Below are 12,834 nucleotides of genomic sequence, written 5' to 3'. Positions count from 1 at the left end.
TTCGCGCCGGTCGATGCGCCGGTCCGAAATTGAAGCGCGACATACGCGCCTCGTCCTTCTACATCGTCGCGCAAACCTTTCTTAGATGGCACCGCACGTAGGAGACGAATTGCCATGACCGCGCCGCAAAGCGCCGCCGTGACATCCGCCCAGTCGCAATACCGCACGCCGATCGACGCGCTGTGGGGCTATACCGTGGGCTGGTGGCGGAACGATGTGGCCGACGGGGTCGAGCACGGCAAGGTCTTGCAGAAGATCGCTGCCGAAAGCTCGCTGACGCCGCGTTACATCTTCATGATCTGCATGTCGGCGGGGATCGCGATCCTCGGCCTACTGCTGTCCTCGCCTGCGGTCGTGATCGGGGCGATGCTGCTGTCTCCGCTGATGGGCCCGATTCTGGGAGCGGGTTTCGCGCTGGCGGAGGGCAAGTTCACCTGGCTGCGCCTGTGCGCCAAGGCGCTGTTCTGGGGCACGCTGGTCGCAATCCTCTTCTGCGCGCTGATCGTCTGGCTCTCGCCCTTGCAGACCGTGACCGAGGAAATCGCTTCGCGCACGAGGCCAAGCCTGTTCGACCTGCTCGTCGCCCTCTTCTCCGCCCTGGCGGGCAGCTATGCGATGATCCGCGGGCGCGAGGGGACCATCGTCGGCGTTGCCATCGCCACGGCCCTGATGCCGCCGCTCGCCGTGGTCGGCTTCGGCCTGGCGACCTGGAACTGGACGGTATTCGGCGGCGCACTGATGCTGTTCGTCACCAACCTGTTGACCATCGCGCTGTCCGCTTTCGTCATGGCGCGGCTGTATGGCTTCAGGTCCACGCGATCGAGCCGGCAGGGCATGTTCGAAAGCGTCGGCATCCTCATCACCTTCATCGCGCTCGCCATACCGCTGGGCTTTTCACTGGTGCAGATCGCGAACGAGAGCAACGGGCAACGGATCGTGCGCAATACGATCGAGGATGCCTTCGACCCGCAGTCGCGCATCGATACGCTGGAGATCGACTGGGATGCCGATCCCGTGCTGATTACGGCGAGCGTCCTCACGCCCGAATTCCGCGCCAACGCCAACACCGACCTCGGGCGCTCGCTTGCGCGGGCGCTGGACGAAGAGGTTTCGGTCAGGATCGACCAGTTCCGCGTCGGCACCGATCCGGGCGCGGCGGAACAGGCTGCCCTGGCGCAAGCCCGCGCCCGCGAGCAGGCGGAAGCGACCGAACGGCAGATTGCCGCGCTTGGCGAGCGGCTGGCGCTGGTCGCCGGGGTCGAGCGGTCCGCCGTCCTCGTCGACCGTGACAACCGCCGCGCCGTGGCGCAAGCCAATGCGCTGGAGGGGCTTACCCTGTCCGGCTATCGCGAACTCGAGCGGCGGCTGGCCGCGCAGGCACCCGGCTGGTCGGTAGAGCTGCGCCCGCCGCTCTTGCCGTTGCCCGACATTACGGTGGACGAGGACGGACTCGATGCCGACAACGCCCTGCGCCTCGCACTGGTCGGCTGGGCCGCCAGCCGCACCGGCGTACGGGCCGTGCTGACCGGCGGTGAAGAGGCGATCGATACGGCGATGGCAGGCCTCGGAGACGATGCCCGTTTCGTCGAGACGCGGATCTCCGGCGACGGAAACAGCATCGCAACTGCATGGTCTGCGCCGGGGTCCGACACCGCCCGCTGAGCGACCCGATGTAGTACGTTCGCTTGGCCGACCTCTGTTCGTATTCCGTCGAGGGCGGGCTTGCCCGTAGATGGTTGCAGATGTAACGGGCGGCGCAGATAACGGAGTCCTCCCCATGCGCATCGGCAGCCCCAAGGAAATCAAGAACCACGAATACCGCGTCGGCCTGACGCCGGAGAGCGCGCGCGAACTGACCGCGCGGGGCCACGAGGTGTGGATCGAAACCCAGGCCGGCTGCGGCATCGACGCGACCGACGCGCAATATGTCGCTGCCGGTGCGAAAATCGTCGACGGGCCGGACCCGATCTTCGCCGAGTGCGAGATGGTGGTGAAGGTCAAGGAACCGCAAGCGGTGGAACGCGCCAAGCTGCGCGAGGACCAGATCCTCTACACCTACCTCCACCTCGCGCCCGATCCGGAGCAGACCAAGGACCTCGTCGCCAGCGGCGTGACGGCCATCGCGTATGAAACCGTGACCGGCCCGCGCGGCCAGCTGCCGCTGCTGAAGCCGATGAGCCAAGTGGCCGGGCGCATGAGCGTGCAGGCGGGCGCCAGCGCGCTCGAGAAAGCGCATGGCGGCCGCGGCGTGCTGCTGGGCGGCGTGCCGGGCGTGATGCCGGGCAAGGTCGTCGTGATCGGCGGCGGCGTGGTCGGCTTCAATGCCGCGCAGATGGCGGTTGGCCTCGGCGCGGACGTGACGATCCTCGACCGCGATCCCGAAGTGCTGGAGAAGGTCGGCACCTTCTTCGAAGCGCGGGCTTCCACCCGGTTCTCCAACCGCGCAAATCTCCATGATTCGGTTTGCCAAGCGGACCTCGTCATCGGCGCGGTGCTGATCCCCGGCGCAGCGGCGCCCAAGCTGGTCACCCGCGAAATGCTCGGCGACATGCAGAAGGGCGCAGTGCTCGTCGACGTTGCGATCGACCAGGGCGGCTGCTTCGAAACCAGCAAGCCGACCACCCATGCCGATCCGACCTATGTGGTCGACGACATCGTCCATTACTGCGTTGCCAACATGCCCGGTGCGGTCGCGCGCACCAGCACCTATGCGCTGAACAATGTGACGCTGCCGCATGCGCTGCGCATCGCCGATCTCGGCTGGAAGGAAGCGCTACGTAGCGATCCGCACCTCGCCGAAGGGTTGAACGTGCACAAGGGTGCGGTGACCTATGAAGCCGTCGCACAAGAGCTTGGCTACCAGTATCGCACGGTCGCCGACATTCTCGGCTAGGTAAACGGCGCGAGCACGTCCGGGCGTACGCGCGCAAGGCGCTGCGTTGCCCGGTCGAGCATTGCCCAGGTCGTCGTCGCGGAGACGATGATCTTGCCCTCGATATCGCGAAACTCGACCCGCCGAACTGACTGCGCGCCGCGCGCCGGCCCTTCGATCCAGGTCGTACCGGTCACGCTGTCGCCTTCCGCGATATTGCCGCGATAGTCGATCTCGTGCCGCGTCACGACCCAGAAATATGCCTCGCGATCCGCAGGCCGCGCGGCCCCTCCCCAATGCGCAGTCGCCATATCCTGGATCCACTGCACCCACACGGCATTGTTGACGTGGCCGAGTTCGTCGATGTGCGCAGGGGACGCGGTGAAGGTCTTCTCGAAGGTCGGTGGGGTCACGTCTCGACGCCCAGCTGCCAGAGCACGAAGGCGACCTCCTCCGCCGCCTCGCGGATGCTTTCGAAGCGGCCCGACTTGCCGCCGTGGCCAGCGCCCATGTTGGTCTTGAGGAGCAGCTCGTTGTCGTCGGTCTTGAGTTCACGCAGCTTGGCGACCCATTTGGCCGGCTCCCAATAGGTTACGCGCGGATCGTTGAGACCGGCGGTCACCAGCATCGGCGGATAGTCCTGCGCCACCACCTGATCGTAAGGCGAGTAGCTCAGGATATAGGCGAAGGCCTGCTTCGACAGGATCGGATTGCCCCATTCGGGCCACTCGCCCGGCGTCAGCGGCAGGCTCTCGTCGAGCATGGTGGCGAGCACGTCGACGAAGGGCACATGCGCCACGATCGCGCCCCATAATTGCGGATCGGTATTGGCGACCACGCCCATCAGCTCGCCGCCTGCCGAGCCGCCGGAGATGCTGATCCTGCCCTCTTCGGTGAAGCCCTTCGCGGCAAGCCCCTTCGCCACATCGACGAAATCGGTGAAGGTGTTCAATCGCTCGTTGAGCTTGCCTTGCAGGTACCATTTGCGCCCCAGATCGTCGCCGCCGCGAATATGCGCGATGGCATAGGCGAAGCCGCGATCGACCAGGCTGAGGCGGGTGGTCGAGAAGCCCGGCGGCACCGCGAATCCGTAGGCGCCATAGGCATAGAGATGCAGCGGGCCAGGCCCGTCCGGCCGGTCCTTGCGCATCACCACGCTGACCGGGATCATCGTCCCGTCGCGCGCCTCGATTTCGACGCGCTCGGTGGTGTAGGCTTCCGGATCGTAGCCGCTCGGGATTTCCTGCTGCTTGAGCAGTTCGAGCTCGCCGCTTTCGACGTGATAGTCGAACACCGAGTCCGGCGTGACCATGCTCTGGTAGGACAGCCGCAGTTTGTCCTGGTGGTATTCGGGGTTGTTGGTCAGTCCGGCGGTGAAGCTGGCTTCCGCAAAGGCGATCGGTTTCACCAAATCGGGCTGCGCGTAAGACCGCAGCTGTATCTGGTCGAGGCCCTTCACGCGCCCCTCGGTAACAAAGAAATCGCGGAACAGGTCGAACCCGTCGAGATAGAATTCGTCCGATCCCTCGATCAGCGTCTCCCACGCATCGGGCGCGTCGAGCGGCGCGGTGGCGAGGCGGAAATTGACGTGGTCGTCATTGGTATGGACCCACAGCGTCCCGTCCCGCACATCGACATCGTATTCGACGCCCTTCATGCGCGGCTTGACGAGGATCGGCCCGGAGGTCGGATCGTCGGCCGGCACCAGCCGCACTTCGCTGGTCTCGTTGTCGCCGGTCGATATGACCAGCCAGTCCTCCTGCGCGCTGAGCCCGGCCCCGACGCGGAAGCCCTCGTCCAGCGTCTCGCGATAGAGTTCGACATCGTCAGCCAACGGCGTGCCCAGCACGTGCAGCGTGGCATCGTGCACCCGCCAATTCTCGTCGGCGAGGCCATAGACCAACGCCGTGTCACCTATTACCCAGACGAGGCCGGACAGCGTGCCGGGGATTTCGTCGGGCAGATGCTCGCCCGTCTCGAGGTTCTTGACCCGCGCAGTGAACCGCTCCGACCCGTTGGTGTCGACCGAGTAGGCGAGCAGCTTGCCGTTCTGCGAGACGGAGAAGGTACCGAGCCGGAAATACTCGTGCCCCTCGGCCAGTTCGTTCTCGTCGAGGATCAGCTGGTCTTCACCACCCCCGAGAGGCCTGCGGTAATATTTGCGATACTCCGCTCCCTCCTCGAATTCCGACCAGTAGAGGAAGCCACCCCGGCGCTGGGGCACGGTCGAATCGTCCTCCTTGATGCGCGCCTTCATCTCCTTGAACAGCTCGTCGACCAGCTCCTGCTGCGGTTCCATCCGCGCTTCGAACCACGCATTCTCCGCTTCGAGATGCGCCAGCACGCCCTTGTCCTCGACCGTCGGATAGCCGGGATCGCGCAGCCAGGCATAGGGATCGGCGATGGTGATCCCGTGATGCGAATAGGAAAAATCGCGTTTCTCGGCCTTGGGCGGCTCGGCGGGGCGGCTGGTCGAAATGGGAGAACTCCTTGGCGTCGCAACGGGTGGAAAAGGGTGCCGGTGAGGCGTAAGTGGGGCGCACGATATTGCGCGCCCGACCTAAGATGGGGAGGCGCGCGCCGCAAGCGCCGGTGCGACGATCCGGCCCGACGATACGCAAAGGACCCCGCCCATGCTCATGCAGACATACGAAGCCCGCCTCGACGGATTGCGCAAGGAACTCGGCAAACGCGGCCTCGACGGTTTCGTGATCCCGATTTCCGACGAGCATATGAGCGAATATGTCGGCAGCTATGCCCAGCGCCTCAAATGGCTGACCGGTTTCGGCGGCAGTGCGGGCAGCGCCGTGGTGCTGAAGGACCGCGCGGCCATGTTCACCGACGGCCGCTACACCGTGCAGGTGCGCGAGCAGGTCGACGGCAAGCTCTACGATTACGAGGACGTGCCCGCGACCTCGCCCGCCAAATGGATCGCGGAGACTGCGCCCGAAGGCGCGACCATCGGTTACGACGCCTGGCTTCACGGCATCGAATGGGCGGAAAGCGCGGAGAAGCTGTTCGCCAAGAAAGGCCTCAAGCTCGTTCCGGTGGACGGCAATCCGATCGACGCGATCTGGGACGACCAGCCCGAACCCTCCGCTGCCGAGGCCGCGCCGCATGACGAAAAGCTCGCCGGCCGCTCCAGCGCCGACAAGCGTGCCGAGGTCGCCGACTGGCTGAAGCGCGAGGGCTATGACGCCACCGTGGTCACTGCGCTCGATTCTGTCGCCTGGCTGCTCAACATGCGCGGCAAGGATGTCGACAACACACCGGTCGCGCTGTCCTACGTGCTCGCCCACGCCGATGGCACGGCAGAACTGTTCATCGCGCCGGAGAAGGTGACGCCCGCGCTGGCGCAGCATCTCGGCAATGCAGTGACCGTGCGCCCGCGCGCTCAGTTCGAAGCTTCGCTGGCGGATCTCAAGGACAAAACCGTCGCCGTCGATACGAACCATGCGGTCGCAGGCATCTTCCATGCGCTCGAAGCAGGCGGGGCCAAGGTGGTGCGCGACGGCGACCCCACGATCATGCCCAAGGCGATCAAGACGTCCGCCGAGCAGCAGGGCCACCGCGACGCGCAGGCGCGCGACGGGGTCGCGGTCAGCCGCTTCCTGCGCTGGCTCGGTATCGAGGCGCCCAAAGGCGGCGTGGACGAGCTCGCCGCCGCCGCCAAGCTGCGCGAATTTCGCGAGGACTGCGGCATCCTGCGCGATGCGAGCTTCGACACGATCAGCGCTGCCGCCGGCCATGCCGCGCTGCCGCACTACAAGGTGGACGGGGATAGCAATATCCCGATCCCGCCATCCTCGATCTACCTCGTCGACTCGGGTGGCCAGTATGACGACGGCACGACTGACATCACCCGCACCGTCTGGATCGGCCCGGGCGAGCCGAGCGCGGAGATGATCGAGCGCAACACCCGCGTGCTGAAGGGCCACATCCAGCTGGCGATGCAGTATTTCCCCGATCAGACGACCGGCGGCGCACTCGACGCGCTGGCACGCATGCATCTGTGGCAGGGCGGGGTCGATTACAGCCACGGCACTGGCCACGGGGTCGGCAGCTATCTTTCGGTTCACGAAGGGCCCCAGCGCATCAGCAAGCCGGGCGGCGCCTTCCCCGGCACCGAAACGCCGCTGAGCGAAGGCATGATCCTGTCGAACGAGCCCGGCTATTACAAGCCCGGCGAATACGGCATCCGGATCGAAAACCTCGTGCTGGTGGTCGAAGCGCCGATCGCAAGCGAGGGCAAATATCTCGGCTTCGAGACGCTGACCTTCGTCCCGCTCGACCGGACGCTGGTGGACAAGACCCTGCTTACCGAGCCCGAGATCGGCTGGTGGAACCGCTATCACGAGCAGGTCGAGGCGATCCTCGGCCCGCAGATGGAGGGCGACGATCTAGATTGGCTGAAGGAGCAATGCGCGCCCTTGTAGGAATGCACTTGTTCTTGTAATGTTCTCCACGATTCGAAAGCGGTCGCGAGTCGCTGACAGAGGAGAAATGCCATGATCGGTTACGTTACGCTGGGAAGCCAGGACCTCGAACGCTCGGCCAAATTCTACGATCCGATCGCCGCCGAAATGGGCGTCGGGCGGATGATGGAATTCCCGACTTTCATTGCGTGGGGCGATGCGAATGGCGCGCCCGGGATCGCCGCGACCAAGCCCTATGATGGTAATGCACCCAGCGTCGGCAACGGCGTGATGGTGGCGCTCGAATGCAAAGACCGCGATCAGGTGAAACGCTTGCACGAACTCGCGCTGTCCAATGGCGGCAGCGACGAGGGCGAGCCGGGTCCGCGCGGTGAGCCGGACGCGAACGGCATGGTTTTCTACGCCGCCTATTTTCGCGATCCGGACGGCAACAAGCTCAATGCCTTCCTGATGGATAAGGCGGAATGAGCAAAGAGCCGCGCCGACTGGCCGAGAGCTTCGTGCATCTCGGCCTCGGCGCGACTGCCGTGCCGCAGCCGCCTTTCGAGGGCGGGACGGAATGGTACGAAGGCTATGGACAGCGCCACGGCGCGGACGGTCGCGAAGGGCGACTGGTCAGCCAGCATACTTTCACCGAGGACTGGGACAGCTGGGAGATGCACCCCGTCGGCGACGAGGTCGTGATCTGCACGGCGGGGCGGATGGTACTGACGCAGGAATTTACCGACGGACGGCAGGAGCAGGTTGCGCTGGAGGCGGGCGAATATGCGATCAACGCGCCCGGCGTCTGGCACACCGCCGATATCGAGGGGAGCGCCACGGCGATCTTCATCACCGCCGGCGAAGGCACGCAGCACCGCCCGCGCTGAGCGCCGCCAACGCAGCGCTTTCGCGTGGATGAACGGTTCCGGCGGGCCGATACAATACGATACAATTCCCCTGCGATCCGGGATATTGCTGCGACATGGCGGGCCTAGAAAGGGCACACGAGCTGCGGCGGACGAACCGGTCTCCCTCCCCCTCCCCCGCCGTCGCAGCTCTCCGATTTGAACCCTTACGGAGATTTGCAATGCGCAAGACCATCCTTTCCCTTTCCGCCGCCGCGCTCGCCCTGACCGGCGGCGTCGCTTTCGCCCAGAAGGGCGAACGTGCCGATGCCAATGGCGACGGGGTCATCACCCTTGCCGAAATGCAGGCCAGATCGGCCGAGCGCTTCGCCCGTATGGACAGCAATTCCGACGGCGTGCTGAACCACGCCGACCGTCAGGCCAAGATGGCCGAGCATTTCGCCCGCATCGACGCCGACAATGACGGCGAAGTCACACAGGCCGAAATGCAGGCCGCCCACGAGACGCGCCGAGCCAAGCGTGCCGAACGCATGGCCGAACGCGGCGTGGAGCGCACCGAGCGGATGAACCGCCGTGGCGGCAATCGCGCCGAACGCATGGCGGAACGCTTCGCGGCTGCCGACACCGACAATTCGGGCGGTCTGACCATGGCCGAGATGCAGGCGATGCACGAAGCCCGCGGCGAACGCGGTCATCGCGGCAAACGCGGCATGAACCGCATGACCCGCCTCGACACCAATGGCGATCAGGCTATCAGCAAGGCCGAATTCGACGCGCAGGTCGCCGCGCGCTTCGCCCGGCTCGATGCCGACGACAATGGCCAGGTGACGGCCGAGGAACGTGAAACTGCCAAGGCCGAACGCCGTGCGAAGTGGCAGGAACGCCGCGCGGCGCGCCAGGCCCAGTAAGCGCTGTAGAGTAAGCGCTTGATCGCTTGCCGACTTACCCGGTAGGCGCGGCGGGGACAGACCATGACCGACACCGCGCCCACCACCCTCCTGCTCGTCGACGACGAGCCGGGACTGCGGGAACCCCTGGCGGAATATCTCTCCGGCCAGGGGTTTTCCGTGCTCGAGGCGGAAAGCGCCGCTGCCGCCCGCACCACGCTCGGCGAAACGACGCCCGATCTCGTCCTGCTCGACATCATGATGCCGGGCGAGGACGGCTTGTCGCTGTGCCGCCATCTCGTCGAGACGCGGGACCTGCCGGTGATCCTGCTGACAGCGCGCGGCGAGGCGACCGACCGCATCGTCGGTCTCGAGATCGGCGCGGACGACTATGTCACCAAGCCCTTCGAGCCGCGCGAACTAATCGCGCGCATCCGCTCGGTCCTGCGCCGATTCGAGCGCGCTCCGATCATGCAGGACGAGGAGCTCGTCTATCGTTTCGATGGCTGGACGCTCGATCCGCTCAAGCGCAAGCTGGTCGATCCGGACGGCGCAACCGTGCCCATCTCGACCGCCGAATTCCGCATGCTGCGCGCCTTTTGCGACCATCCCCGCCAGGTCCTCGATCGCGACCGGCTGCTCGACATGGTGCAGGGCCGCGAAGCGCAATTGTTCGACCGCGCAGTCGACAATCAGGTCAGCCGCCTGCGCCGCAAGATCGAGGCCGACAGTCGCAATCCGCAGCTGATCCAGACCGTACGCGGCGGCGGCTATCGGCTCTCTGCCGACGTGACCCGAACGGGCCGCAAAAGCCGGTGACGAGGCTGCTGCCCCGCAGCCTGTTCGGCCAGGTGATGCTGGCCATGGCGGTTGCCCTGCTGGTCGCGCAGGCGATCTCGACCACGCTGCTGTACCGCGCCGCCGAACAGCGCCGCGAACTGGCGCTGGCCAATGCTGCTGCTTTCCAGCTGGTCACCGGACAGGCCCGCGCCGAGGGGCGCCGCGATGAGGCGCGCCAACGCTTCCGACGGGACGACAGGCGAGAGTTCCGCGGCGCCCGCCTGCCACGCCGCCTGCGTTATTCGGAAAGCGACGAGAGCCCGCTGGACGTATCGGACGTCCGCCTACCCGATCGCGAAGCGGCGTTGCGCGAGGTACTCGAAGCGCAGGGCATCGCTATCGAGCAACTCGTCGTCGCCCGCCGCGCGACACTGGCCGACCCGCTGATCGCCAGCGCACGCGAACGCTTTCCCCGCCTCGCCGCACGTCTGCGCGATGCTCCAGCTGAACTGCTCGTCGTCGGCCTGCGCCAGCAAGGCAGCGACACCTGGCAGGTCGCGCGCCTGCCGATGCCCCCGCGCGACCGCTCGATCGTGCGTACACTCGTTTTCCAGACGGTGGTCCTGTTCATCGTGCTCTTCGGTCTGCTGTGGTTCGTGCTGCGACGGATCACACGGCCACTTGCCGCGCTGGCCGACAGCACCCGGCGCTTCGGCGGGATCGGCCATCCCGAAACGCCGGTCCATCCCACCGGGCCGGACGACGTGCGCGACTTGATCGAAGCGCATAATGCCATGCAGGCGCGGATCGGCGCCATGCTGGACGAGAAGGACGTCATGCTCGGCGCCATCGGGCACGATCTCAAGACACCCCTTGCCGCGCTGCGCGTGCGGGTCGAGAGCGTCGAGGACGACACTGCCCGCGCCCGCATGGTGGGCAGCATCGAGGACATCACCCGCACGCTCGACGAAATCCTGCTGCTGGCCCGCCTCGGCCGCACGGACCGGCCTGCGGAACGCACCGATCTCTACGCACTTCTCGTGTCGGTGGTGGAGGAATTCGAGGACATGGGCGAGCCGGTAGTGCTGCTGGAGGGCGAGCGGGTGGCGGCCCCCGTCCACCTCACCTGGGCGAAGCGCGCCGTACGCAATCTCGTTTCCAACGCGCTGCGATATGGCGGTTCGGCCGAGATCGCGCTGACCCGCGATGGCGGCGAGGCGGTCATCGCGGTGGAAGACAGCGGCCCCGGCATCCCGGACGATCGTATCGCCGAAATGCTCGAACCCTTCACGCGCGGCGAGGCGAGCCGTAACCGCGCTACCGGCGGCGCAGGCCTCGGCCTCACCATCGGCCGCGCGATCGCCGAACAGCATGGCGGCAGGCTGGTGCTGAGGAACCGGACGCAAGGCGGATTGCGCGCGGAATTGCGTATTCCTGTTTAGACGGTCGGTACCGGCGCGAACCGAAACCCCTACCGCATCAGCCCGCCGACGATATTGCGCACGAAGGCGTTGAGCCCGGTACGCACCGGATCGGCGCTCGACTTCTTGCCCAGCACCGTCGCCACCGCGACCGAGGTGAGCGAGCCCGCCGCAGCCCGCGCCGCCGCCTTGCCGGCTTTCGACCACATGGATGGGGTCTTGCGCTCCTGCTTGGCGACCTCTTCACGGCCCTTCTTCTCGACTTCGCTGGCCGTCTCCGCGGCATCGGCAGTCTTCGCGGCAAGCACTTCCTCCGCGCTTTCGCGATCGACCGGCTCGTCGTACTTCCCATCGAGATCGCTGACCGAGTTAATGATCTTACGCTCTTTCTCGGTCACCGGTCCGAGGCGCGAATGCGGCGGCTTGATCAGCGTGCGCTGGACCACTGATGGCGCGCCATCCTCGTCCAGCGTCGAAACCAGCGCCTCGCCGACCTTCAATTCGGTAATCGCTTGCTCGACATCGAGCTCGGGATTGATGCGGAACGTCTCCGCCGCCGCCTTGATCGCCCGCTGGTCGCGCGGGGTGAAAGCGCGCAGTGCATGCTGGATGCGATTGCCCAGCTGCCCGGCGATCTTCTCGGGGATATCGATCGGGTTCTGAGTCACGAAATAGACGCCCACGCCCTTGGAGCGGATGAGGCGGACAACCTGCTCCACCTTGTCTTCCAGCGCTTCGGGCGCGTCGTCGAACAGCAAGTGCGCCTCGTCGAAGAAGAACACCAGCTTCGGCTTTTCGGGATCTCCCACTTCGGGCAGCGTCTCGAACAGTTCGGCGAGTAGCCAGAGCAGGAAGGTCGCATAGAGCTTCGGGCTGCGCATCAGTCTGTCGGCGGCGAGAATGTTGATCATCCCGCGCCCCTGATCATCCACCGCAAGGAAGTCGTCGATCTCCAGCGCCGGTTCGCCGAAGAACATGTCCGCGCCCTGGCTTTCGAAGCTGAGAAGCTGGCGCTGAATGGCTCCGATGCTGGCCTTGGAGACGTTGCCATAGGTCCCCGACAGCTCGCTGGCGTTCTCGTAGGCGAAGCTCAGCATCGCCTGCAGGTCGCCGAGGTCGAGCAGCAGGAGGTTGTTCTCGTCCGCATAGCGGAACACGATGTTCAGCACGCCTTCCTGCGTATCGTTCAAATCGAGCAGGCGGGCGAGGAGCAGCGGGCCCATCTCGGAAATCGTCGTGCGGATCGGGAAACCTTTCTCGCCATAGAGGTCCCAGAACACCGCCGCATTGTCGGCATAGGCATAGTCTTCCATGCCCAGTTCTTTCGCGCGTCCATCCAGCTTGTCGGCATGTTTGAACTGCGGCGATCCGGCCATGGCGATGCCCGACAGATCGCCCTTTACATCGGCGACGAACACCGGGACGCCATTGGCGGAAAAGCTCTCGGCGAGGCCCTGCAGCGTCACCGTCTTGCCGGTGCCCGTCGCCCCGGCGATCAGCCCGTGGCGATTGGCCTGCGCGAGGCGCAGATGCTGGTTCTCGCCATTGCCGCCCAGTCCAAGGAAAATGTCACCCATGAAAAGTCCGCTC

At 65.7% G+C, this 12,834-nt stretch carries 11 protein-coding genes; 8 read left to right on the top strand and 3 right to left on the bottom strand.

Going from position 1 to position 12,834, the window contains the following annotated elements; translation table 11 throughout:
• Window positions 1–114 precede the first annotated feature (114 nt).
• Both P8R33_RS12000 and ald read left to right on the top strand, forming a co-directional pair.
• Complete coding sequence (locus P8R33_RS12000) at window positions 115–1,662, top strand: DUF389 domain-containing protein (RefSeq protein ID WP_278329197.1); 1,548 nt, start codon at window positions 115–117, stop codon at window positions 1,660–1,662.
• 115 nt (window positions 1,663–1,777) lie between these two features.
• Window positions 1,778–2,893, top strand: a complete 1,116-nt coding sequence (gene ald, locus P8R33_RS11995) for an alanine dehydrogenase (RefSeq protein ID WP_278329196.1) — start codon at window positions 1,778–1,780, stop codon at window positions 2,891–2,893.
• Here ald and P8R33_RS11990 read toward each other — a convergent pair.
• Both P8R33_RS11990 and P8R33_RS11985 read right to left on the bottom strand, forming a co-directional pair.
• Window positions 2,890–3,285 (bottom strand): acyl-CoA thioesterase, encoded by a 396-nt coding sequence (locus tag P8R33_RS11990; protein WP_278329195.1) that lies wholly within the window; start codon window positions 3,283–3,285, stop codon window positions 2,890–2,892. The two genes, ald and P8R33_RS11990, sit on opposite strands and share 4 nt — an antisense overlap.
• Window positions 3,282–5,351, bottom strand: a complete 2,070-nt coding sequence (locus P8R33_RS11985; RefSeq protein WP_278329322.1) for a S9 family peptidase — start codon at window positions 5,349–5,351, stop codon at window positions 3,282–3,284. The genes P8R33_RS11990 and P8R33_RS11985 overlap by 4 nt, the downstream gene beginning before the upstream one ends.
• A gap of 154 nt (window positions 5,352–5,505) precedes the next feature.
• On the opposite strand from P8R33_RS11985, the gene P8R33_RS11980 reads away from it, so the two are divergent.
• The 6 genes from P8R33_RS11980 (at window position 5,506) to P8R33_RS11955 (ending at window position 11,265) form a co-directional block, all read left to right on the top strand.
• Entirely contained in the window at window positions 5,506–7,308 is a 1,803-nt protein-coding gene (locus P8R33_RS11980; RefSeq protein ID WP_278329194.1) for an aminopeptidase P family protein, read from the top strand.
• Between the two features lie 72 nt (window positions 7,309–7,380).
• On the top strand, window positions 7,381–7,776 hold the full coding sequence (locus tag P8R33_RS11975; RefSeq protein ID WP_278329193.1) for a VOC family protein: 396 nt from the start codon (window positions 7,381–7,383) through the stop codon (window positions 7,774–7,776).
• Window positions 7,773–8,177, top strand: a complete 405-nt coding sequence (locus P8R33_RS11970; protein ID WP_278329192.1) for a cupin domain-containing protein — start codon at window positions 7,773–7,775, stop codon at window positions 8,175–8,177. The genes P8R33_RS11975 and P8R33_RS11970 overlap by 4 nt, the downstream gene beginning before the upstream one ends.
• 200 nt (window positions 8,178–8,377) lie before the next feature.
• Window positions 8,378–9,064: a CREC-EF hand family protein gene (locus tag P8R33_RS11965; RefSeq protein WP_278329191.1), complete on the top strand. Its 687-nt coding sequence runs from the start codon at window positions 8,378–8,380 to the stop codon at window positions 9,062–9,064.
• Between the two features lie 63 nt (window positions 9,065–9,127).
• Window positions 9,128–9,862, top strand: a complete 735-nt coding sequence (locus tag P8R33_RS11960) for a response regulator (protein ID WP_278329190.1) — start codon at window positions 9,128–9,130, stop codon at window positions 9,860–9,862.
• The gene (locus P8R33_RS11955; protein WP_278329189.1) at window positions 9,859–11,265 is read left to right on the top strand and encodes an ATP-binding protein; all 1,407 of its coding nucleotides are present in this window, start codon (window positions 9,859–9,861) and stop codon (window positions 11,263–11,265) included. Before P8R33_RS11960 ends, P8R33_RS11955 begins: the two co-directional genes overlap by 4 nt.
• 29 nt (window positions 11,266–11,294) lie before the next feature.
• Here P8R33_RS11955 and P8R33_RS11950 read toward each other — a convergent pair whose 3' ends face one another.
• Window positions 11,295–12,821 carry a helicase HerA-like domain-containing protein gene (locus tag P8R33_RS11950; RefSeq protein ID WP_278329188.1) on the bottom strand — a complete coding sequence of 509 codons (1,527 nt, stop codon included), beginning with the start codon at window positions 12,819–12,821 and terminating at the stop codon, window positions 11,295–11,297.
• Window positions 12,822–12,834: the final 13 nt, after the last annotated feature.

It is taken from the genome of Qipengyuania flavescens, from assembly GCF_029688735.1.
GTDB lineage: Bacteria > Pseudomonadota > Alphaproteobacteria > Sphingomonadales > Sphingomonadaceae > Qipengyuania.
This window is presented reverse-complemented; position numbering and strand designations above follow the sequence as displayed.